Source organism: Azospirillum argentinense (assembly GCF_000632475.1).
Taxonomy (GTDB): Bacteria; Pseudomonadota; Alphaproteobacteria; order Azospirillales; family Azospirillaceae; genus Azospirillum; species Azospirillum baldaniorum.
On sequence record NZ_CP007794.1, the window covers coordinates 551,803 to 572,912 of the forward strand.

General features: G+C 67.1%; 19 protein-coding genes. 7 read left to right on the top strand and 12 right to left on the bottom strand.

Annotated elements, in window-relative coordinates; translation table 11 throughout:
- Positions 1-60 precede the first annotated feature (60 nt).
- Positions 61-2,718 carry an aminopeptidase N gene (gene pepN, locus ABAZ39_RS16680; RefSeq protein WP_040134060.1) on the bottom strand — a complete coding sequence of 886 codons (2,658 nt, stop codon included), beginning with the start codon at positions 2,716-2,718 and terminating at the stop codon, positions 61-63.
- Between the two features lie 173 nt (positions 2,719-2,891).
- Between pepN and ABAZ39_RS16685 the strand changes: the two genes are divergently transcribed.
- Both ABAZ39_RS16685 and ABAZ39_RS33750 read left to right on the top strand, forming a co-directional pair.
- Positions 2,892-3,140, top strand: coding sequence for a CopG family ribbon-helix-helix protein (locus ABAZ39_RS16685; protein WP_103039095.1), 249 nt, complete (start codon positions 2,892-2,894; stop codon positions 3,138-3,140).
- The gene (locus ABAZ39_RS33750) at positions 3,137-3,433 is read left to right on the top strand and encodes a type II toxin-antitoxin system RelE/ParE family toxin (protein ID WP_040134062.1); all 297 of its coding nucleotides are present in this window, start codon (positions 3,137-3,139) and stop codon (positions 3,431-3,433) included. Before ABAZ39_RS16685 ends, ABAZ39_RS33750 begins: the two co-directional genes overlap by 4 nt.
- A gap of 53 nt (positions 3,434-3,486) precedes the next feature.
- Here the strand turns inward: ABAZ39_RS33750 and ABAZ39_RS16695 are convergent, their stop codons facing one another.
- The 11 genes from ABAZ39_RS16695 to ABAZ39_RS33105 all read right to left on the bottom strand — a co-directional run bounded on the left by ABAZ39_RS16695 (position 3,487) and on the right by ABAZ39_RS33105 (position 12,901).
- Positions 3,487-3,843, bottom strand: coding sequence for a HesB/IscA family protein (locus tag ABAZ39_RS16695; protein WP_040134063.1), 357 nt, complete (start codon positions 3,841-3,843; stop codon positions 3,487-3,489).
- Positions 3,844-3,860: 17 nt separating this feature from the next.
- On the bottom strand, positions 3,861-4,268 hold the full coding sequence (locus tag ABAZ39_RS16700; RefSeq protein WP_014197142.1) for an iron-sulfur cluster assembly protein: 408 nt from the start codon (positions 4,266-4,268) through the stop codon (positions 3,861-3,863).
- A gap of 23 nt (positions 4,269-4,291) precedes the next feature.
- Positions 4,292-4,759, bottom strand: a complete 468-nt coding sequence (gene sufU, locus ABAZ39_RS16705; RefSeq protein WP_014197141.1) for a Fe-S cluster assembly sulfur transfer protein SufU — start codon at positions 4,757-4,759, stop codon at positions 4,292-4,294.
- Entirely contained in the window at positions 4,756-6,018 is a 1,263-nt protein-coding gene (locus tag ABAZ39_RS16710; RefSeq protein WP_040134064.1) for a cysteine desulfurase, read from the bottom strand. The genes sufU and ABAZ39_RS16710 overlap by 4 nt, the downstream gene beginning before the upstream one ends.
- A gap of 14 nt (positions 6,019-6,032) precedes the next feature.
- Complete coding sequence (gene sufD / locus ABAZ39_RS16715) at positions 6,033-7,388, bottom strand: Fe-S cluster assembly protein SufD (RefSeq protein ID WP_051658195.1); 1,356 nt, start codon at positions 7,386-7,388, stop codon at positions 6,033-6,035.
- A 2-nt stretch (positions 7,389-7,390) separates the two neighbouring features.
- A complete protein-coding gene (gene sufC, locus ABAZ39_RS16720; protein WP_040134065.1) occupies positions 7,391-8,143 on the bottom strand; it encodes a Fe-S cluster assembly ATPase SufC in 753 nt (250 codons plus the stop codon).
- 32 nt (positions 8,144-8,175) lie between these two features.
- Positions 8,176-9,663: a Fe-S cluster assembly protein SufB gene (gene sufB, locus ABAZ39_RS16725; RefSeq protein WP_014197137.1), complete on the bottom strand. Its 1,488-nt coding sequence runs from the start codon at positions 9,661-9,663 to the stop codon at positions 8,176-8,178.
- Positions 9,664-9,712: 49 nt separating this feature from the next.
- Positions 9,713-10,195: an SUF system Fe-S cluster assembly regulator gene (locus tag ABAZ39_RS16730; RefSeq protein ID WP_014197136.1), complete on the bottom strand. Its 483-nt coding sequence runs from the start codon at positions 10,193-10,195 to the stop codon at positions 9,713-9,715.
- 275 nt (positions 10,196-10,470) lie between these two features.
- Positions 10,471-11,463: a hypothetical protein gene (locus ABAZ39_RS16735; protein WP_063922674.1), complete on the bottom strand. Its 993-nt coding sequence runs from the start codon at positions 11,461-11,463 to the stop codon at positions 10,471-10,473.
- Between the two features lie 8 nt (positions 11,464-11,471).
- Positions 11,472-11,888, bottom strand: coding sequence for a phage holin family protein (locus ABAZ39_RS16740; protein ID WP_040134066.1), 417 nt, complete (start codon positions 11,886-11,888; stop codon positions 11,472-11,474).
- Positions 11,885-12,901, bottom strand: coding sequence for a hypothetical protein (locus ABAZ39_RS33105; RefSeq protein WP_081863110.1), 1,017 nt, complete (start codon positions 12,899-12,901; stop codon positions 11,885-11,887). Before ABAZ39_RS33105 ends, ABAZ39_RS16740 begins: the two co-directional genes overlap by 4 nt.
- A gap of 262 nt (positions 12,902-13,163) precedes the next feature.
- On the opposite strand from ABAZ39_RS33105, the gene ABAZ39_RS36980 reads away from it, so the two are divergent.
- From ABAZ39_RS36980 to ABAZ39_RS16770, 5 genes are all read left to right on the top strand, one after another.
- Positions 13,164-14,624 (top strand): hypothetical protein, encoded by a 1,461-nt coding sequence (locus ABAZ39_RS36980; protein ID WP_051658198.1) that lies wholly within the window; start codon positions 13,164-13,166, stop codon positions 14,622-14,624.
- 798 nt (positions 14,625-15,422) lie between these two features.
- On the top strand, positions 15,423-15,962 hold the full coding sequence (locus ABAZ39_RS16755) for a hypothetical protein (RefSeq protein WP_081863111.1): 540 nt from the start codon (positions 15,423-15,425) through the stop codon (positions 15,960-15,962).
- The gene (locus tag ABAZ39_RS16760) at positions 15,955-16,755 is read left to right on the top strand and encodes a response regulator transcription factor (RefSeq protein ID WP_040134068.1); all 801 of its coding nucleotides are present in this window, start codon (positions 15,955-15,957) and stop codon (positions 16,753-16,755) included. Before ABAZ39_RS16755 ends, ABAZ39_RS16760 begins: the two co-directional genes overlap by 8 nt.
- On the top strand, positions 16,736-18,367 hold the full coding sequence (locus tag ABAZ39_RS16765; protein ID WP_014197126.1) for a sensor histidine kinase: 1,632 nt from the start codon (positions 16,736-16,738) through the stop codon (positions 18,365-18,367). Before ABAZ39_RS16760 ends, ABAZ39_RS16765 begins: the two co-directional genes overlap by 20 nt.
- Positions 18,368-18,512: 145 nt before the next feature.
- Positions 18,513-21,098 (top strand): cation:proton antiporter, encoded by a 2,586-nt coding sequence (locus ABAZ39_RS16770; protein WP_081863112.1) that lies wholly within the window; start codon positions 18,513-18,515, stop codon positions 21,096-21,098.
- Positions 21,099-21,110 lie beyond the last annotated feature (12 nt).

Below are 21,110 nucleotides of genomic sequence, written 5' to 3' on the forward strand. Positions count from 1 at the left end.
TACGGTTGGGCCGGAGGGGAAACCCTCCGGCCCTTTCCTTTTTCATCAGGCCTCTTCCAATCAGCCGGCCGCCTCCAGGCTCTTGCTCGCCACCTCGAAGACGTCCGGCGACAGGCCCGGCGTGGCGACGATGCGCTCCAGTTCGGCCTTCATCAGGGCGCGTCGCGTCGCGTCGTAGCGGCGCAGGCGCGAGAAAGGACCGACCATGCGCGCTGCCACCTGCGGATTCATCGGGTCGAGCCGAAGAACCTGATCGGCGAGGAAGCGATAGCCCGCCCCGCTGGTGTCGTGGAAGCGCACCGGGTTGCCGCCCGCGAAGCCGCCGATCAGGGCGTAGACCTTGTTCGGATTGCGGATCTCGAAGGCGGGATGGGCGAGGAGCGCCGTCACCCGCTCCAGGGCGTCGGGCCGGTGCGAGGTCGCCTGCACGCCGAACCACTTATCGACAACCAGTGCCTCGCCCTTCCAGCGCTCGTAGAAGCTGGCGATGGCCTCGTCCCGCTCCGGCGCGTTGGAATTGCTGAGGAACTGGAGCGCCGCCATCACATCGGTCATCGCCTGGGCGCCATGATACTGGCCGAGGCAGAGGCCGAGCGCCTCCTCGTCCTCCAGCGCCATCAGGTAGGCGAGGCAGAGATTCTTCAGCGCCCGACGCCCGATGGCGGCGGCGTCCACCGAGAAGGGCTCGTTGCCCGCGTTGCGGCGGTGCGTGTCGAGCCAGCCCGGCCGCAGCGCTTCGGCCAGCCGGCGGCGGGCGAACTCGCGCACGGCGTGGATGGCGTCGGGGTCGATCACCTCCATCTGCGTGCCGAGGTAGCTCTCCGTCGGCAGCACCAGGGCCTGCGCGGCGAAGGCCGGGTCCTGGTCGGCGTCCTTGAGGACGGCGCCCACCGCGTCGATGAAGCTCCGGGGCAGCGCCAGCTCCCGCCCGGCCTGCCGGTCGGCGACGAGGGAGAGCAGCAGCCGGGTCGCCAGCGTCTGCCCGGCCTCCCAGCGGTTGAAGGCGTCGCTGTCGTTGGCCATCAGGAAGGTCAGGTCGCCGTCCGTCAGGTCGGCCCGCAGCTTCACCGGGGCGGAGAAGCCGCGCAGCAGCGACGGAACCGGGCGAGCCGGCACGTCGACGAACGTGAAGGTCTGCTCGGCCTCGGTGATGTGCAGGGTGCGGCTGGTGCCGGCGGGTTCCGCCTCGCCCGTCAATCGCAGCGGCAGGTCCGCCCCGTCCGGACCGAGCAGCCCCATGACCAGCGGGATGTGCATCGGCTCCTTCACCGGCTGCCCGGGGGTGGGCGGCACGGTCTGTTTGACGGTCAGCCGGTAGGTCTTGGCCGCCTCGTCATAGGCGCCGGTGACGTCCAGTTCCGGCGTGCCGGCCTGCCGGTACCAGCGCTTGAACTGGGTCAGGTCCACGCCGGTGGCGTCGGACATCGCCGCCGCGAAGTCGTCGCAGGTGACCGCCTGCCCGTCGTGACGCTGGAAATACAGGTCCATGCCCTTGCGGAAGCCCTGCGGCCCCAGCAGCGTGTGGTACATGCGGATGACTTCCGACCCCTTGTCGTAGACCGTGGGGGTGTAGAAGTTGTTGATCTCCACATAGCTGTCCGGGCGCACCGGATGCGCCATGGCGCCGGAATCCTCGGGAAATTGCACGGTGCGCAGGCGCTGCACGTCGGCGATGCGCTTGACAGCCCGCGAATTCATGTCGCTGGAGAATTCCTGGTCGCGGAAGACGGTCAGACCTTCCTTCAGCGACAGCTGGAACCAGTCGCGGCAGGTGACGCGGTTGCCGGTCCAGTTGTGGAAATACTCGTGCGCCACCACCGCCTCGATGCCCAGGAAGTCCTGGTCGGTGGCGGTCTCCGGCTTCGCCAGAATGTATTTGGTGTTGAAGACGTTGAGGGACTTGTTCTCCATCGCCCCCATGTTGAAGTCGCCGACCGCGACGATGTTGAAGATGTCGAGGTCGTATTCCAGCCCGAACACCTCCTCGTCCCAGCGCATCGACTTGATGAGCGAGCGCATGGCGTGGTCGACCTTGTCCTCGTTCCCCGGTTCGACATAGATGCGCAGGGTGACGTCGCGGCCGGACGCGGTGCGGAAACGGTCCTCCTGGTGCACCAGGGTGCCGGCGACCAGGGCGAACAGGTAGCAGGGCTTGGGGAAGGGATCCTCCCACACCGCGCGGTGGCGCCCGTCGGGCAGGTCGCCGGATTCCATGAGGTTGCCGTTGGACAGCAGCACCGGATAGCGTGCCTTGTCCGCGGTGATCGTGGTGGTGTAGCGGGCCATCACGTCGGGCCGGTCGGCGAAATAGGTGATCTTGCGGAAGCCCTCCGCCTCGCACTGGGTGCAGAAGTTGCCGGAGGACTTGTAGAGCCCTTCCAGCGCGGTGTTCTCCTGCGGCTTGATGCGGACGACGGTTTCCAGCGTGAAGGTCTCCGGCACACTGTGGACGGTCAGATGGTCCGGCGTGACGGTGTAATCGGCATCGCCCAGCGGCTGCCCGTTCAGCGCCACGGACATCAGTTCCAGCCGTTGCCCGTCCAGCGTCAGCGGCAGCGCCGCCGCGCCGTCGCACGCCGGGTTGCGCCGCAGCCCGAGCTGCGCGCGGACCGTGGTCACCTCCTCGCCGAGGTCGAAGAACAGATCGACCGTGTCGATCAGATGCGCGGGCGGGCGATAGTCCTGCAGGCGGATGGCCTTGGGCGTGCCTTTGTCCATGGGGCTTTTCTCTAACCTTGTTTTGGCCGTGTCGGCGTCGCGGAGACGGACTCTAGCATGGAGAGTGGGGACGCGGAGTGCCGTTGGACAGGGGGTGTTCCCCAACGGGAAACAACGGTGCCGCGCTTGTCGGCGATGTGGAGCGTGACTATCATGGAGCGTGGAGGTGGACGATGGGCAAAACCGTTCGTGTGAATGCCGAAATCAGCGAGGACCTCAACGCCAGCCTGCAACGGCTTGCGGACGAGCATGGCTGGTCCAAGGATGTTTTGATCGAACAGGCGTTGCAGGCCTTTGTCCGCACCGAAGAACAGTTTGCAGCGGCGGTTCAGGACGGCATCACCGCTTGGCGGGCCGGCGAGACGGTCGAGCATAGCGATGTCATCGCGGATTTCGAACGCCGCTATGGCCAAGCTCGATGAAGCAACCTCGCTGGACACAACCGGCGCGGAACGACTTTCTTGGCATTTGTGAGTGGATCGAGCAGCGGAATCCTGGCGCAGCGGGGATCGTTGGCCGCAAAGTACTGGACGCTGTTGAGCGCATCGGCGGCACGCCCAGGATCGGGCGGACCGGACGTGTCCCAGGAACGCGGGAACTGGTGGTTCCTGGCCTGCCTTACATCATCGTCTATCTGATCGATGGAGACGGAACGGACGATGCCGTTGCCATTCTCCGCATCATTCACGGCGCCATGCATTGGCCTGACGAATAAAAAAAGCCCCTGTCCAAACAGTACAGGGGCTTTTTCAACGGCGATCCGCAACCTCAGACGTGGAAGCTCTCGCCGCAGCCGCAGCGGCCCTTCTCGTTCGGGTTCTTGAAGACGAAGCCGGTCTGGAACTTGTCGTCGACGTAGTCCATCTCGCTGCCGATCAGGAACATCACGGCGGCGGGGTCAATCAGGACGGTGACGCCCTTATCCTCCACCACCTCGTCGAACTTCATCTTTTCCTTGGCGTACTGCACGTCGTAGCTGAGGCCGGAGCAGCCCTTCGCTTTCACGCCGATGCGCAGGCCGATGTAGTCGTCGGTCGCCTTGGCTATCAGCATCCGCACGCGCTCCGCGGCGGCGTCGGTGATGGAGAGGGCCTTGGGGAGAGAAGCCGTAGAAGCCGTAGCCATGGGGGATCTTCGCCTCCTTAAAACATGTCCAGTTGGACCCGCGCGACCTCGGACATCATGTCCTGGCGCCAGGGCGGTTCCCAAACCAGCTCTACCTTGCATGTGGTGACGTCCTCGACGGACTCAACCGCCTGCTGAACCTGCATCGGCAGTTCGCCGGCCACCGGGCACATGGGGCTGGTCAGGGTCATGTCGATCTCGACCTCGTTGTTCGGGCCGATGTCGACGCGGTAGATCAGCCCGAGTTCCCAGATATCCACGGGGATTTCCGGGTCGTAGCAGCTCTTCAGCGCCGAGATCACCGCCTCGCTCAACGCGGCGCGCGGATCGTAGGCGGCCTTGGCCGCGGCCATGTCCGCTTCGGTCTGGTTCATCGGCTTGGCCTCCGCGGCGTCGGCTTCCTTGGAGATCGCGTCATCGGGCATCGCGTTTCACCGTTTCCTGCAACTTACTCGCTGCTCGCCTTGTCCTCGCCTTCGATGGCCGCGTTCATCGCGTGCCAGGCGAGGGTGGCGCATTTCACGCGCACCGGGAACTGACGGACGCCGGACAGCACCATCAGTCGTTCCATGGCGTCCTCGTCCACCGGGCCGTGGTCGCCGTGGTCGTGGTCGTCCTTGGTGCAGAGGTCGTGGAAGGTCTCGAACAGGGCCTTGGCCTCCGCCTCGGTCTTGCCCTTGACCACCTCGGTCATCATGGACGCGCTGGCGGTGGAGATGGCGCAGCCGCGGCCCTGAAAGGCCACATCCTCGACCACCCCGTCCTTCAGCTTCAGGTAGACCATGAAGCGGTCGCCGCACATGGGGTTCTCCCCCTTGGCCTCCCGGTTGGCATCGTCGGGATGCCGGAAGTTCCGGGGGTTCTTGCCGTGGTCCAGGATCACCTCCTGGTACAGCTCGCGCAGTTCGTCCATCATGCTCCGAAGAACTCCTTCACCGCGATCACCGATTCGACCAGAGCGTCGGCTTCCGCCCGCGTGTTGTAAAGGGCGAAGCTGGCCCGCGCCGTGGCGCCGACACCGAAACGGTCCATCAGCGGCTCCGCGCAGTGGCGGCCGACGCGGACGGCGACGCCGTACTGGTCCACGATGGTGCCGAGGTCGTGCGGGTGCACGCCCTCCAGCGTGAAGGAGATGATCGGACCCTTGCCCGGCGCGGTGCCGTAGACGCGCAGGCCGTCGATCTGGGAAAGCTGCTGCGTGGCGTACTGGAGCAGGTCGTGCTCGTGCGCCGCGATGGCCTCGCGGCCCAGCGTCTCCATGTAGTCCAGCGCCACGCCCAGACCGATCACCTCGGTGATCGCCGGGGTGCCGGCCTCGAAGCGGGCCGGCGGGGCCTTGAAGGTGGTGCCTTCGAAGCTGACGCTCTCGATCATGTCGCCGCCGCCCTGGTAGGGGGGCATCTTCTTCAGCAGATCGTACTTTCCGTACAACACGCCGGTCCCGGTCGGGCCGTACAGCTTGTGGCCGGTCATGATGTAGAAGTCGGCGTCGATGTCCTGTACGTCCACCACGCCGTGCACCGCGGCCTGGCTGCCGTCGAACAGCACCGGCACGCCGCGCTCGTGCGCCATGCGGGCAATGATCTTGGCCGGAGTCACCGTGCCCAGCACGTTGGAGCAGTGGGTCATCGCCACCAGCTTCGTGCGATCGGACAGCAGGTCCTCGAAGGCGTTCAGGTCCAGCACGCCATGCTCGTCCACCGGGACGACGCGGATGCGGATGCCCCTGTCCATCTGGAGGAGCTGCCACGGCACGATGTTGGCGTGGTGCTCCATGACCGAGACGATGATCTCGTCGCCTTCCGAAAGGAAGGTCCGGCCATAGCTGTGGGCGACGAGGTTGACGGCCTCGGTCGCGCTGCGGGTGAAGACGATGTTGCGCTCCGACGGGGCGTTCAGGAAGCGGGCGACCTTGCGGCGGGCCTCCTCGAACTGGTCGGTCGCGGTCTGCGACAGGAAATGGACGCCCCGGTGGATGTTGGAATAATCCTCCTCCAGGAAGCGGGTCATGGCGTCGATGACCTGCCGCGGCTTCTGCGCGGAGGCGGCGCTGTCCAGATAGACGAGCGGCTTGCCGGGCTTGCCCTTCCGCTCGTGCACGGTGCGCGACAGAATGGGGAAGTCGGCGCGGACGCGCTCGACATCGAAGGTGGGGAGGGTGATCTGGGTGTCCATATCCGGGTCCCTCCTCAGCGCGCGTTCTGCCAGTTGGCGACGTAGCTCTGGAAGGCGTCGCGGACGCTCTCCTCAGCGATCTCCTCCAGCGCTTCGGACAGGAAAGCGCCGATCAGCAGGCCGCGCGCCGTATCCTTGTCGATGCCGCGGGCGCGCAGGTAGAAGAGCTGGTCGTCGTCCAGTTCGCCCACCGTGGCGCCGTGGCTGCACTTCACGTCGTCGGCGTAGATCTCCAGTTCCGGCTTCGCGTCGATCTCCGCGGTGTCGGAGAGCAGGAGCGCGCGGTTCTGCTGGTAGCCGTCGGTCTTCTGCGCGTCGGGGCGGACGATGATCTTGCCCTGGAAGACGGCACGGGCCTGATCGTCGATCACGCCCTTGTAGACCTCGCGGCTGGTGCAGCAGGGCTTGGCGTGGTCGATGAAGGTCGTGGTGTCGACGTGCTGGCTGCCGCGCACCATGTAGGCGCCGCTGACATGCGTGTCGCCTTCCTCGCCGTCCAGGACGCTGTTCACTTCGTTGCGCGACAGCTTGGCGCCGATGGTCAGGATGAAGTTGTCGTAGACGCCCTTGCCGGCCACCTTCGCCGCGGTGTGCGACAGGTGGAAGGACTCCGCGTGCTCGCGCTGGACCTTGTAGTGGTGGACCGACGCCCCCGCGCCGACGAAGACCTCGGTCACGCCGTTCGACAGGGTGGTGCAGGAGCCCAGGCCGACGTGATGCTCGACGATCACGGCGCGGGAGTCCGCTTCCGCGACGATCAGGCCGCGCGGGTGAAAGGCGGTCGGCTGCGCCTCGGAGCCGACGGAGACGAAGACCAGCTCGATGGTCTCGTCCACCGTGACGCCGCGCGGCACATGCAGGACCGGGCCATCCGCCAGGAAGGCGGTGTTCAGCGCGACCAGCGGCTGATCGTCCGGGGCGGCGATGCGGCCCAGATGCTCGGCCACCAGATCGGGCTTGCGCGTCAGGGCGTCGGCGAGGTTCAGAAGCTCGACCCCCGCCGGCAGGCCGGCGGTCGAGGACAGCTCCGCCCGGAAGCGCCCATCGACGAAGACCAGCCGCGGTCCGGTCGTGCCCTCCGTGCGCACGGTCGGCAGCACGTCGAAGCGGACGGCCTCGCCGGTCACGGCCGCCGGCTGGAAGGCCAGCTTGTCGAGCGCGCGCAGATTGGTGTAGCGCCAGGACTCGTTCTTGACGGTCGGCAGGCCGAGCGCGGCGAAGCGGTCACGGCCCTGGCTGCGCAGGTCGGTCAGCCAGGACAGGCCGGTGCCGGGCAGGCCGTCCTTGACCCGGTCGAACTGCTCCAGGAAGGGCTTGGCCGCCGCCGGGTCGTAGCCCCGCGGTGCCTTGGTGAGGGTTGTCGTCGCCATGGTCAGGCCGCCTCGTTCACGCCGAACTCGGCGTAGCCGTTCTTCTCCAGCTCCAGCGCCAGCTCCTTGCCGCCGGAGCGCTGGATCTTGCCGAAGGCCAGCACATGGACATGGTCCGGCACGATGTAGTCGAGCAGGCGCTGGTAGTGGGTGATGACCAGCATCGACCGCTCCGGCGAGCGGAGCGCGTTCACGCCCTCGGCCACGATCTTCAGCGCGTCGATGTCCAGGCCGCTGTCGGTCTCGTCGAGGATGGCGAACTTCGGCTGGAGGACGGCCATCTGGAGCGTCTCGTTGCGCTTCTTCTCGCCGCCCGAGAAGCCGACGTTGACCGCGCGCTTCAGCATCTCGTCGGTCATGTTCAGCGCCTTGGTTTTCTCGCGCACCAGCTTCAGGAACTGCATGGCGTCCAGCTCCGGCTCGCCGCGCTGCTTGCGGATGGCGTTCAGGGCGGACTTCAGGAATGTGGTGTTGGCGACGCCGGGGATCTCGACCGGGTACTGGAAGGCCAGGAACAGGCCGGCGGCGGCGCGCTCCTCCGGCTCCATCTCCAGCAGGTCCTTGCCGAAGAAGCTCACCGAGCCCTCGGTGATCTCATAGCCGTCGCGGCCGGCCAGCACGTAGCTGAGCGTGCTCTTGCCCGAGCCGTTCGGCCCCATGATGGCGTGCACCTCACCCGGGTTGATCGTCAGGTCGATGCCCTTGAGGATTTCCTTGCCGTCCACCGTGGCGTGCAGGTTCTTGATCTCGATCATCGTTTCTTCTTCCTTCGCGATACGGTGGGCGGTCAGCCGACGCTGCCTTCGAGGCTGATGCCGACGAGCTTCTGGGCTTCCACGGCGAACTCCATGGGCAGCTCCTTCAGCACTTCCTTGCAGAAGCCGTTGACGATCAGCGACACGGCGTCCTCTTCCGACAGGCCGCGCTGGCGGCAGTAGAACAGCTGGTCCTCGCTGATCTTGGCGGTCGTCGCTTCGTGCTCGACGCGGGCGGTGCGGTTGCGGTTCTCGATGTAGGGCACCGTGTGGGCGCCGCACTGGTCGCCGATCAGCAGGCTGTCGCACTGGGTGTGGTTGCGGGCACCCTCCGCCTTCGGCAGGATTTTCACCAGCCCGCGGTAGGTCTGCTGCGCCCGTCCGGCGGAAATGCCCTTCGACACGATGGTCGAACGGGTGTTCTTGCCGATGTGGATCATCTTGGTGCCGGTGTCGGCCTGCTGGAAGTTGTTGGTGATGGCGACCGAATAGAACTCGCCCACCGAATTGTCGCCCTGCAGGATGCAGCTCGGGTACTTCCAGGTGATGGCGGAACCGGTCTCCACCTGGGTCCAGGAGATCTTGGAGTTGCGGCCGCGGCAGGCGCCGCGCTTCGTCACGAAGTTGTAGATGCCGCCGACGCCCTCCGCGTTGCCCGGATACCAGTTCTGGACCGTGGAGTACTTGATCTGCGCGTCATCCAGCGCGACCAGTTCGACCACTGCGGCGTGCAGCTGGTTCTCGTCGCGCTGGGGCGCCGTGCAGCCTTCCAGATAGCTGACGTAGCTGCCCTCGTCGGCGATGATCAGCGTCCGCTCGAACTGGCCGGTGTTGGCCTGGTTGATGCGGAAGTAGGTGGACAGCTCCATCGGGCAGCGCACGCCCTTCGGAATGTAGACGAAGCTGCCGTCGGTGAAGACCGCGCAGTTCAGCGTCGCGTAGAAATTGTCGGTGTAGGGCACGACCGAGCCGAGATACTTCTGGACCAGCTCCGGACACTTGTGCACGGCCTCGGAGATCGCGCAGAAGATGATGCCCATCTCCTCCAGCTTGGCCTTGAAGGTGGTCGCGACCGACACGCTGTCGAACACGGCGTCCACGGCGATGGCCGGGCTCTTGCCCTCGGCCCCCTCGACGCCGGCCAGGATCTCCTGCTCGCGCAGCGGGATGCCCAGCTTCTCGTAGGTCTTCAGCAGTTCAGGATCGACTTCGTCCAGAGACTTTGGGCGATCCTTCATCTTGGGCGCGGCGTAGTAGTGCGCGTCCTGATAGTCGATCGGCGGGAAGGACAGCTTCGCCCAGTGGCGCGGCTCCTCCATTTCCTGCCAGACGCGGAACGCCTTCAGGCGCCATTCGAGAAGCCATTCCGGCTCCTCCTTCTTGGCGGAGATGAAGCGGACGATGTCCTCGTTCAGGCCCTTGGGTGCGACATCCGATTCAATGTCCGTCGTGAAGCCGTACTTGTACTTCTGCTCCGTGACGGCGCGGACCTGTTCGACGGTTTCGGTCGTGGCGGCCATGCTTGTCTCTCGTTCCCTGAAAGCGTTGTCCGATGAAGGCGCCGAAACGTCAGACGGCGGCGCGCCGTGCCGGGCTGGGGCCGGCTCCAATCTTGTCGAGCGGACCGGGTGGGCCCTCCGCCCAGGCGGGCGGTCCCATCATGTCGGCCAGCGTCACCTGTTCGAGCGCGCCGCGGATGGCGCTGTTGACCTTCTCCCAGCCGCCGCGCATCGGGCACAGGCGCTGCACGCCGCACTGGCTGTCGCCGCCCTCGACACAGGCGGTCAGCGCGATCGGGCCGTCGAGCGCCGTGATGATCTCGGCGATAGAGATTGCATCGGCGGCGCGGCTGAGCGCATAACCACCGGCGGCGCCGCGGTGCGAGGTCGTGAGGCCCGCCGGGGTCAGCGTCTTCATGAGCTTGGCGACCGTGGGGGAGGGCACGCCCGTGCGCTCCGCCAGATGGGAGACGGTGTGAACCGTGCCCACATGGCGCGCCATTTCGCTCATCACGACGATGGCGTAGTCGGTCAGCTTGCTCAGCCGGATCATGACCACCCCGATACAGGACTAAATTGGTCCTGATTAAGTGGCCATCATAGGACCTTTGTCAAGCGGAACCGGAGCGGGATAACCGGGAAAAACACTCGGGTATAAGGATGGCAGGCCTGCGCCCGGTGCACGCTGCGGCGAACTGTCGCGGGCGGTCTCCACCCACGGGAAACCATGCGGGGCGGTCGGACAACGAAAAACCGGCCCCGCGGTTGAGGCCGCGGGGCCGGTGCAGTCAGCGTGGAACCCGAAGGGAGCCGACGGGAGAAGCCGGATCAGCCCGGCTTGCGCGCCTCTTCCCGGGCCGCGTCGCTGGCCGCGCTCACCGCGTCGCCGACCTCTTCCTTCGCGGCCTCGACCGCCGCGCGGGCGGCGCGGGTGCCGCGGTCCATGGCGTCGAGGGCCATCTCCTTGGCGCGGCTGGTCGCCTCGTCGGCGTAGTCGCCGACCCAGCGGTCCTCATAGCGGGAGGACGGGATGCTGGCGCCTAGAGCGGCGCCGAGCGCGACGCCCATGATGCCGGCGACCATCGGGTGGTCGTCCACCATCTCCCAGAAACGTCCGGTCGCGCTGTGCAGCCGGTCCGATGCCCGGAAATGGCTGGCGCCACCATGGTTGCCGCCATGGTTGCCGATGTGGCTGTCCACGCGGCTGCTCATGTCCCGGCGCATGTCGTGCGCCCGGTCACGGGCTTGATCGGTCAGCCCGCGCACGCGATCGCCGGCCTCGTCCACGGCGTCGCTCGCCCGCTCGTAGACGTGGCTCGCCGCATCGCTGGCGCGCTCGTAGGCGTGGCTGGCCGCCTCGCGCACGGTGCCGCCGGCGCTGTAGAAGGTGTCGCGGGCGTACTGCGCGGCGCTGCCGGCGCGGTCGCGGACGTTGTGCATCGCGCCGCTGCGCGCGATGCGCCGGTCGTAGCCCGAGGCGGTGAGGGCCAGCCAGCCCAGACCGATGCCGATCATGGCGAGCGGAATCGGGTTGCTGCGCATGGTCTCGCCGACCGAGTGGGACCGCTGGTGGGACTGGTTGCGGATCGGCTCGTAGTAGCGGTCCTGGGCGCGTTCGCCGTAGCCGCCGGTGGTGGTGTGCATCCGGTTCATGGTCTGCTCCATCAGGTGACGGGGAGCGAGCCGCGCGGTCTTTCGCTTCAGGACCTGGATCGTGTCGCCGATCCGGGCCTGGCGTTCGCGGATCTCCCGTTGCATCGCGTCGTAGTCGCGGGGCGTTTCGCGCCCCTTTTCACCGCCGTTCCTTGACCCCTCGCTCATTGGGCCGCTCATCGGGCAAGCTGGGAGCGAGCCCAGCGCTTGTCGTCACGCAGCGTCTCGATGGTGCGCTGCGGCTGGAGATTCTCCGGACTGAGCCGCTTCTTGCCGATCATCGCCAGCACGCCGCCGATGATCAGCACGACGGCCCCGACGATGACGGCGGCCAGCCAGGGCTCGATCACCTTCGACAGGGCCAGCACCGCCGCGGCCAGCAGGACCAGAACGCCCGCGAAGGCGATCAGTCCGCCGGCGACGACATAAGCCGCGCCGCCCGCCGCCTGTCCGGCCTTCTCGGTCAACTCGGCCTTGGCCAGCTCGATCTCGGTGCGGGCGAGGTTGGTGGTCTCCCGCGCCAGATCGGCGAACAGGCCGGCGATGGGACGGTCTTGCCGCGGATCGTAGGAACGGTCCTCCGCAGCGCTCATGGTTTGATCCCCTGGATCGGGTTGTTGCTGGACACCGGCTTGGACTCGGTGGTGCTGCCCTGTGTGGAACCGGGTGTGGAACCGGGTGTGGAACCGGGCGTGGCGCTGGGCGTGGTGCCGGCGACCATTTCGGCGGCGTCACGGGTGCGGGCGGCGGTGGTCGCCGCGGTGGCGGTGTTCAGCGGACGCGGGCTCTCCTGGTTGCGGCCGATCCCGCCGCCGGCCGACGTTATCGCCGTCGCCGACGTCATGCCGGAGGAGGCGATGCCGGACGACAAGCCAGCCCTCGGGCGCACCGCGCCGGTGCTTTCCGAGGAGGTCGCGCCGCCGATGCCGCCGGTTCCTGTCCGGCGATGGCCGGCGAGATCATGGTCGGTGCGCAGGGCCTCCTGTCCGGCGCGGTCGGCGCCACGCAGGCCGAAGTCACGGTAGTCGTGATGGTCCTGGTCATGACCGCCACGGCTGCGGTCGTGCCGGGCATAGCCGCCGGTCAGATGCGACGACGACGCGCCACGAAATCGCCGTTCTCCGGAGCTTTTGACGAAGCGGGCGAACAGGAAGCCCACGGCGAAGGCCGCGCCGACGAAGACCTCCGGCTGACGCCGCGCGAAGCGCTCCACCTGACCGACCATGTCGTCCACGGTGGAGTTGCGCAGCATGTCGGCCACCCGCTCGACGCGGTCGGCGGCCTGCCCGGCGTAATGGGCGGCGGTGCCGTTGTTCTCGTCGTTCAGCTGCTCCGCGGCCTTGTGCAGCGCGTTGGCGACGCTGCCCAACTGGTCGGCGGCGCGGTCCGTCTGCGTCTCCAGAAGCGAGCGGATGCGGCCCTGCGCGGCGCCAAGGGTGTCGCGGCCGGCATCGGCGGCCTCGCCGGCCATGCGGTTGATGTCGTCGGAGGGACCCCGGTTTTGCGAACGGTCGTTCCCCATTCCCGTGTTCGCTCCACTGCTTGCCATCGGGTCCGGCGTCTTGCGGTTCGGTTCGCCGGTGCCCAACGTATCGCGGTCTGCCATCTGTTTTCCTCCTCGGGGGTCGGCTGCGGGTCTGTGCCGGTCCGCAGCCTGCGGCAATTCGCCGCACTTGGCGGCGTCCGATGTCGGGAATCAAACACCCTCATGGGCATCGGAGTTCCAGGGTGTGTACTGCGTTCCTGCGAAGCAACGCGGGGTTGCCGGAGCCGATTCCGGGAGCGCTGTCGGAATTGGACGGATGGCGAAACTGTGCTAAACTTCTCCGCGAATTCGCGAAGGTTCCAATGAACCGGAGGAGGCGGCCGTGAACGGCATTTTTTCCGCTCTGAGCAACGGCCAGAACAGCCTCTTCCAGCTCCAGAAGGCCAAGAAGGACTGGGAGCGGGCGATGGACGCCATGGATTACAAGGATGCCACCCAGCGCCTTGTGGACAAGGCCGACCAGGCGAAAATGCCGTTCACCATGACTCCCGAGCAGCAGAAGAATTTCACCGCCGTGGTCAACGCGCTGGAGGAGGCCAAGCGCGTCGGGGGGCCGAAGGCTGTCGCCGCGCAAAGGCTGGAGGAGGTCGAGCGCAAGATCTCCGAACTGAAGATGATGATGCGCCACAACCAGGGCGACCGGGAAAAGCTGGTGCAGCTGGCGCGGGAAGCCGCGATCCTCGCCAAGCAGGCCGGACGGGCGGCGAAGGAGTACGGCGCCGGCGTGGCCGCCGCGGCGGAGATGGGGCTTCCCGGCGGGGCGGGGGCGCCGTCCATCGGCGGCATCACCATCGAGCGGACGATCACCCGCACCTCCGTCACCATCGTTCAGACGGAAATCGCCGTCGATGTGACGATGACCATCCGTGGCGACGGCGCGACGGCTGAGGGCGTGACGGCCGAGGGCGCCTCGACCGAAGGGGCACCATCGGAGATGCTGCCGGCTCCGCCGGCCCCGCCGCTGCCGACGGGCGCTGCGGCCGCAGAGGGCACGAGCACGGCTGAGGATATGGCCGCCGGCGAAGAGGCGGCGGAAGACGGAGAGGCCCGCGCCGCCGAGGCCGTTGCGGCGGAGGCCGCCGGTCTGGCCGGGCAGGCCACGGCCCAAGGCGTTGCTCCGGACGGCAAAACCCCGTCTGATGGCAAGTCCGCCACTGAAAAGGCTGCGGTCGAGAAGACGGCAGCCGAAAAGACGGAAGAAGAAAAGGAAAAGGACAGGGCCGAAGGGAAAACCGACGAGGAGGCCAAGGATGGGCAGGGGACCGACCTCGAGCAGCTGATGAAAGACGTGGCGCCCAGCCTGAACGCCACGCCCAACGCTCCGCAGGGCGACCGGATCCGCAACTACATCCAGCGGATGATGGCCGACAACGATCTGAAGATGTCACGCTACCGCGAGGCCGACGAGTTCGGGCGCCGGGTGGAGGCCGTCCTCGCCGAGGCGAAGTCGATCATCGCCGAAGCAAAGGCCGCCAACGAGCTGGATCAGGCCGAAGAGCGGCGCAAGGCGCGGCGGGAGTCCTTCAAGGATTACGACAAAATCGTCGAAGAGGCGCAGGACAACGTCAACGAACTGCGTCAGGCGGCCTTCGGGTCCGGCACGACCCTGAAGGATTTCGTGGAGGCCATGACCACTCCGGACGATGCGGACGGCGGTTCCAGCGAGCCGGACGGTACCGCCGGGGAGGTGGCAATCATGCCCACGGCGGAGAGTCTGGCGGCTCTCGGCGGGACGGATCTGGGGATGCCCGCCCTGTCCGGTTCGGTCAATCTGCTGGCGTAAGAGCGTCGGGGCGCGGACGCTCAGGGCACCCCCTTCGTACGCGTTGGGTGATCCCCTTCGGCAGTATCGCCATCTGGGTAACCCAGCCCATTTCGCAGTCCAAGCGGTCTTGACGACGGTCTCCGGCGGGCGCAGGATGGTCGGCGTGAAGGTTGATGCTCGAAAAGCATTGTACGCACAGTGCCGACCGGCTGTAATGCCGGCCGGATAGAAGGCTGGAGTTCAAGCGGCAACATCCTGTGAGGCGCCATCGCGGCGCTCTCATCTTACTGATACTGTTGCCCGTCCGGCTGACCGGCGGCGGAGCCATACCCGGGTGGCTCCGCCGCCGATTGTTTTTGGGCTCTTTTTGGCCCTTTCCTTTTCCCTTCCCATTCGCCGGTTTCTGCGCCCAGGGGCTCGCGGTGCCACGCGCCGCGCGCACGGACTCCCTATGCTTTTCCCGTCATAGGATAAGCCAAAGGGAAGTAAGGGTATTTGAAGCGATCGGCGCCCTCCTATCTAACCTCCAAATAGGGAATTTAGTTCGAAATCCGACCTATCGATAGGAGTAGGAACAAAAATTGGCCGCAAATGTGCGCAAAAAGGGGGTATCAAACAGGGGTTTAACGCCACATTAACCAGACTGGACTGACCTTGATCTCACGGAGGCGGCAAGTGCAGGCATGGGGCCAGCAACACCGCCCGCGAATTCAACCACGATGCTTGAAAGGCCCGACGATGACGATGACGGGTACCATATGCGAAGTGGCTGGAACCAATGTCGGAGTGGGGTGCCGGCGGCGGAAGGCGGGCCTTGTGCTGGCGGTTCTTCTGCTGGCCGGGTGCCCCGGCACCACGGTTCCTCCTGAAACGCAGACCGCCGGACCGACCGCCATGGCCGTTCCGGTGCCGAAGACGAAACCTGCTCCTCCGCGCGTCAAGACCGCGGGGAAGGATCAGGCGGCCACGCCGGCGGTGAACGGTCTGGGGACCGGCCCCGCCGCCGAGGTCATCGCCATGGCTGGGACAGAGGTGGCGGGGCTGCCCCCCGTACCGTTCGGCGGCGCCAGCCCGCCCGCCACCCTGTCCCCCGAAACGCTCGTCGGCCTGGACCAAGTCCAGACCCGGCGTCTCCTGGGCACCCCTGCCGCAACGGAAGAGGCGCCACCTGCAAAGGTGTGGCATTACGCTAAGGGCGACTGTTCGCTCAAAGTCTTCTTCTTCATGGACATGACGTCCTCCCAGGACTTCCGTGCCCTTTCCTACGATATGAAGAGCAGCGAAAATGTCCCAGATGTCGATAAACGATGCTTCGCTCAACTCCTTGCCCAAGGCTGGGATGTCCGCAATGACTGAGGCCGCCGTCGCCCGCGTGGCGCTGGTCGACGACGACGACCTGTTCCGCGAATCCCTCAGCCTCAACCTCGCCGACGAGGGGTATGAGGTCATCACCTTCGACCGTGGCGAACCCGCGCTCGACTTCTTCGCCGAGGGCGGTTCGGTGGACATCGTCCTGCTGGACTGGCGCATGCCGAAGATGGACGGCATCGACGTCCTCCGCCAGATGCGCTCCCGCGGCATCGACCTGCCGGTGATCTTCCTCACCGTGCTGTCGGATCAGATTTACGAAGAGGCCGCCCTGGCCGGCGGCGCGCTCGACTTCGTGGAGAAGTCGCGCAGCCTGTCCATCCTCCTGAAGCGCATGCGCCTCATCGTGGACGGCTCCAAGGGCACGCCCGAGGAGGCCGAGGGGCCGAAGGAGTCCGTCTACGCGCTGGGCAATCTCGACCTGCGCCTGGACAACAGCCGCGCCCTGTGGAACGGCAAGCGCATCGACCTGACGCTGACCGAGTTCAACATCGTCAAGCTGATGGCGACCCGTCCGGAAGAGGACGTGTCCTACCGCGAGATCTACGACCTCGTTCATGGCAAGGGCTTCCTGGCCGGCTACGGCCCGTCGGGCTACCGCGCCAACGTCCGCGCCTTCATCAAGCGCATCCGCCAGAAGTTCCGCGTGGTGGACGCCGAGTTCGATTGCATCGAGAACTATCCGGGCTTCGGCTACCGCTGGGGCAACGGCACCGGTGGCACGGGCCGCACGCGCGACGACGACGCGGATGTGATGGCCGATGGCGCTGCTGCCGATTGAGGCCCGCGGGCCTGACGAGGTGCGGGACGGGGCGGAACTCACCAAGGGAGGCTTCTCCATGGCGGGTTTCCCCGGCGGCCGGTTGCGGTGGCTGTGGCACTCGCTGGCCAGCCGGCTGGCGCTGCTGACCATCGTCTTCCTGGCGGTCCCGGTGCTGATCTACGATCAGTTCCAGCGCGCCGACACCACGACGCAGACCCTGCTGCTGCAAAGCGCGCAGCGGCAGGGCGAGTTGATCGCCCGCGCGTTGGAACCGGACCTGTCCCGTGCCAACCGCGCGGCCCTGCCGCAGCTCGGTCCCATTCTGCGCCGCTTCGCGGATGGGAACACGCGGCTGAAGCTGCTGGTCCGGCCGCGCGCCCTGGCCGGCAACAACCTGATGGGCAGCGACGGCTTCTATTACGTCGCCGCCGCCCCGTCGGTGCCCACCGACGATCTGGACGCCGAGCGGCACCAGCTCCTCGAGCAGGGGGTGCTGGACCGGCTGGGCGCCTCCTGCGCCGGGAACGAGCCGCTGGCCTTGCGCCTGCCGCGCTCCTCCGGCGGTTATGAGATCCTGACCTCGGTTACGCCGATCAACACGGCCTTCGGCTGCTGGGCATTGGTGACCAGCCACACCGCCGGCGGCTATCTGGAATCCTCCCTGGGACGTCCCTACTGGAGCACGCCGGTCGTCCAGGCCGCGGCGATGATCTACATCGTCATGGCGGCGCTGGTGATGGCTGTCCTGCTGGGGGTGTGGCGCAACCTGCACCGGTTCGGCGATCTGGCCCGCGACATCGTGTCGGGCGGCATCGGCGAGAGCGGGCAGGGGTCCTTCACCAACCGCAACACCGTGCCGGAGCTGTCCGGGGTGGCCGAGGATTTCGACCGGTTGGTCGATACCCTGCGCGAAAGCGCGCGGTCGCTGCGCCGCGCGGCGGAGGACAACGCACACGCCTACAAGACGCCCATCGCGGTCATTCGCCAGTCGGTGGAGCCGTTGCGCCGCTCGCTGTCCACCGAGGACAACCGCAGCCAGCGCGCCCTGACCATGATCGAGAAGTCGGTCGACAAGCTCGACGGTCTGGTCTCCTTCGGGCGGCGCATGGACGAGGCCGCCGCCGACCTGCTGGTTCCGCCGCGCCGCCGGGTGGACCTGTCCGATCTGGTCGAGCGCATGGCCGGCGGCTACACCAGCCTGCTCGCCGAACGGCAGCTCCACATGCGCTCGCGCATCGAATCCGGGGTGGTGGTGCGGGCCAGCGACGACATCCTGGAAACCGTCATCGAGAATCTGGTGGAGAACGCCGTCAGCTTCTCCCCGCCGGACGGCACCGTCAGCGTGCGCCTGTCGCGCAACGGCGCCTGGGCGGAGCTGGTGGTCGAGGATGAGGGGCCGGGCGTCGATCCGGCGAACCTGCCGCGCATCTTCGAGCGCTACTTCTCCCAGCGCGAGCCGGGACGGGGCATGCCGGAGGACGCGGCGGCCCAGAACCAGGCCGAGGCGACCCATTTCGGCATTGGCTTGTGGATCGTGCGGCGGAACATCGAGGCGTTCGGCGGCAAGGTCCGCGCCGAGAACCGCTCCACCGGCGGCTTCCGCATGACGGTGACCCTGGCGGTGGCGTAAGACTGTACGTCCCCCTTCGTACGGGTGTGGCCGGACCGTACGTCCGGTCACACGTACGGAACAGCTTTGTCCCTTATCCTGACCTTGCTCCCGCCCCAATCGGGCGATACCGTGCGCCGCGACCCCCCAAGGGCAAGGCAGCCCCATGCACGTCATCGTCATTTATGTCCTCGCGGTTTCCGGCCTTCTGGCGCTGGTCAGCCTGCTTCCGCCACTGGCGGCGCGGCTGCGAGTGCCCTACACGGTGCTGCTGGCCGCCGTGGGTGTGGCGTTGGGGCTGGCGATCCAGACCTTCGCCGGGCAGGGCGGCACCGGCCCCTTCCATGACTTTCTGAATTCCCTGGCCGAGATGGACATCTCGTCCGAGGTGCTGATCTACGTCTTCCTGCCGGTGCTGCTGTTCGAAACGGCGCTGGCGGTGGATGTGCGGCGGCTGTTCGACGACGTGTGGCCGATCCTGCTGATGGCCGTGGTGGCGGTGTTCGTCTGCACCTTCGCCGTCGGCTACGCGCTCAATCTCTTCACCTCGATGGGGTTGGTGGCCTGCCTGCTGCTGGGGGCGATCGTTGCCACCACCGATCCGGCGGCGGTCGTCAGCATCTTCCGCGACCTGGGCGCGCCGCGCCGCCTGACCATGCTGGTCGAGGGCGAGAGCCTGCTGAACGACGCCGCGGCCATCGCCCTGTTCACGTTGCTGCTCGGCATGCTGACCCGCAACGCCCATGGCGGGGCGACCGAGGCGGCGATGGAGTTCCTGCGCGATTTCGCCGGCGGCGTGGCGACCGGCTATGTCTGTGGGCGCGTGGTCTGCATGATCGTCGAGCCGGTGCGCGACCAGCCGATGGCCGAGATCACGCTGACCGTGGCGCTTGCCTATCTCAGCTATGTGCTGGCGGAGCATTACGTCGGCGCGTCGGGCGTCGTAGCGGTGGTCACGGCGGCGCTGGTGGTCGGCTCGGTGGGGCGTACGCGCATCTCCCCGGCCACTTGGGGGGCGCTGGAGCATGTCTGGAAACAGCTCGGCTTCTGGGCGAATTCGCTGATCTTTCTGATGACGGCGCTTCTGGTGCCGCGCCTGCTGGGCGGCATCGGCTGGAGCGACGTCGGGCTGGTGCTGGTCGTGGTCGGGGCGGCGACGGTGGCGCGCGCTCTGGTGCTGTTCGGCCTGCTGCCGCTGCTGTCCGGCGCCGGTCTGGCCCAGCGGGTCAGCCACGCCTACAAGACGGTGATGCTGTGGGGGGGCCTGCGCGGCGCGGTGTCGCTGACTCTGGCTCTGGCCGTCACGGAGAACGGGCGCGTGCCCGACCGGGTGCAGGGCTTCGTTGCCGTGCTGGTCACCGGCTTTGTCTTCTACACGCTGTTCATCAACGGCACGACGCTGCGCGCCGTCATCAACCTGCTGGGCCTCAACAAGCTGTCCCCGGTCGAGCACGCCATGCGCAACCGCGCGCTCGCTTTGTCGCTGGCCGGCGTGCGCGAGCGGGTGGAGGGGCTGGCCCACCGCTACGAGGTGGACGAGCAGGCCGTCGGCTCCATCGTGTCGCAATACAGCGACCGGCTCGACGCCATCGTCCGGGAGCGGTCGACCGAGGCGCCGCTGAACAACGAAGACCGCGTGACCATCGGCCTCGTCATCCTGGTGAACCGCGAGGAGGAGCTGTATTACGAGCACTTCCGCGAGGGCATCCTGTCACGCGGCGTGGCGGAACTGCTGAACCGCCGCACCGGACGCCTGCTCGACGCGGTGAAGACCCAGGGGCGCGCCGGTTACCGCGCCTTCGAGGAGCCCTTCATCTCCTTCACGCCCTGGATGCGGGTCGCCAGCCTGCTGCACCGCCGGCTGGGCATCCACGCGCCGCTGGCCCGCCGGCTCGCCTTCCGGTTCGAGATTCTTCTGGGCGTGCGCACGGTGCAGCGCGAACTTCTGGAGTTCATCAACGACAAGGTCGGCCAAGTGCTGGGCACTGACGTCGCCTGCGAGCTGGAAGGCATCCTGACGGTGCGCCTCGCCATGGTCGAGCAGGCCCTGGCGGCGCTGAAGCTGCAGTACCCCGACTACGCGCTGATCCTGCAGAGCCGCTACGTCAGCCGCGCCGCGCTGCGGCTGGAGGAGGCGGATTACCGGGCGCTCTTCTCCGAATCGATCATCAGCCAGGAAATCCTGAGCGACCTGCAGCGCGATCTGGACGACCGCCGCCGCGCGCTCGACGCCTTGCCGAAGCTCGATCTGCGGCTGGATCTGATGGACCTCGTGGGGCGGGTGCCGCTGTTCGAAGGGCTGGAGGGCGACCGCCTGCGCGGCATCGCCACCCTGTTGAAGCCGCGGCTGGTCCTGCCCGGGGAGACCATCGTCCGGCGCGGCGAGCGCGGCGACGCCATGTTCTTCATCGCGTCCGGCGCCGTCGAGGTGCTGGTTCCGGGTCTGGACGAGCCGGTCCAGCTCGGCACCGGGGAGGTGTTCGGCGAGATGGCGTTGCTGACCCGCCAGCGGCGCAACGCCGATGTGCGTGCGATGGGCTATTGCCAACTGCTGGTCCTGGATGTGAGAGACTTCCATCGGCTGGTGAAGAAGGATGCAAGCCTGCGCGCCCATCTCCAGTCGGTGGCCGAGGCGCGGCGCAACCCGCCGCCGAAGCCGGCCGAGGCTGTTCAGGAGGTTGCGACCCCGCTGGCGGACCCGCCTGCCGTGGTCGAGGCCCCCGCCGCCGAAAGCGTGCAGGCACGGGGATAGGAGACGACGAGA

Coding starts and splice junctions, on each gene's coding strand:
- pepN (WP_040134060.1), bottom strand. CDS start 2,718: ATGGACAAAGGCACGCCCAAGGCCATCCGCCTGCAGGACTATCGCCCG.
- ABAZ39_RS16685 (WP_103039095.1), top strand. CDS start 2,892: ATGGGCAAAACCGTTCGTGTGAATGCCGAAATCAGCGAGGACCTCAAC.
- ABAZ39_RS33750 (WP_040134062.1), top strand. CDS start 3,137: ATGAAGCAACCTCGCTGGACACAACCGGCGCGGAACGACTTTCTTGGC.
- ABAZ39_RS16695 (WP_040134063.1), bottom strand. CDS start 3,843: ATGGCTACGGCTTCTACGGCTTCTCTCCCCAAGGCCCTCTCCATCACC.
- ABAZ39_RS16700 (WP_014197142.1), bottom strand. CDS start 4,268: ATGCCCGATGACGCGATCTCCAAGGAAGCCGACGCCGCGGAGGCCAAG.
- sufU (WP_014197141.1), bottom strand. CDS start 4,759: ATGATGGACGAACTGCGCGAGCTGTACCAGGAGGTGATCCTGGACCAC.
- ABAZ39_RS16710 (WP_040134064.1), bottom strand. CDS start 6,018: ATGGACACCCAGATCACCCTCCCCACCTTCGATGTCGAGCGCGTCCGC.
- sufD (WP_051658195.1), bottom strand. CDS start 7,388: ATGGCGACGACAACCCTCACCAAGGCACCGCGGGGCTACGACCCGGCG.
- sufC (WP_040134065.1), bottom strand. CDS start 8,143: ATGATCGAGATCAAGAACCTGCACGCCACGGTGGACGGCAAGGAAATC.
- sufB (WP_014197137.1), bottom strand. CDS start 9,663: ATGGCCGCCACGACCGAAACCGTCGAACAGGTCCGCGCCGTCACGGAG.
- ABAZ39_RS16730 (WP_014197136.1), bottom strand. CDS start 10,195: ATGATCCGGCTGAGCAAGCTGACCGACTACGCCATCGTCGTGATGAGC.
- ABAZ39_RS16735 (WP_063922674.1), bottom strand. CDS start 11,463: ATGAGCGAGGGGTCAAGGAACGGCGGTGAAAAGGGGCGCGAAACGCCC.
- ABAZ39_RS16740 (WP_040134066.1), bottom strand. CDS start 11,888: ATGAGCGCTGCGGAGGACCGTTCCTACGATCCGCGGCAAGACCGTCCC.
- ABAZ39_RS33105 (WP_081863110.1), bottom strand. CDS start 12,901: ATGGCAGACCGCGATACGTTGGGCACCGGCGAACCGAACCGCAAGACG.
- ABAZ39_RS16760 (WP_040134068.1), top strand. CDS start 15,955: ATGACTGAGGCCGCCGTCGCCCGCGTGGCGCTGGTCGACGACGACGAC.
- ABAZ39_RS16765 (WP_014197126.1), top strand. CDS start 16,736: ATGGCGCTGCTGCCGATTGAGGCCCGCGGGCCTGACGAGGTGCGGGAC.
- ABAZ39_RS16770 (WP_081863112.1), top strand. CDS start 18,513: ATGCACGTCATCGTCATTTATGTCCTCGCGGTTTCCGGCCTTCTGGCG.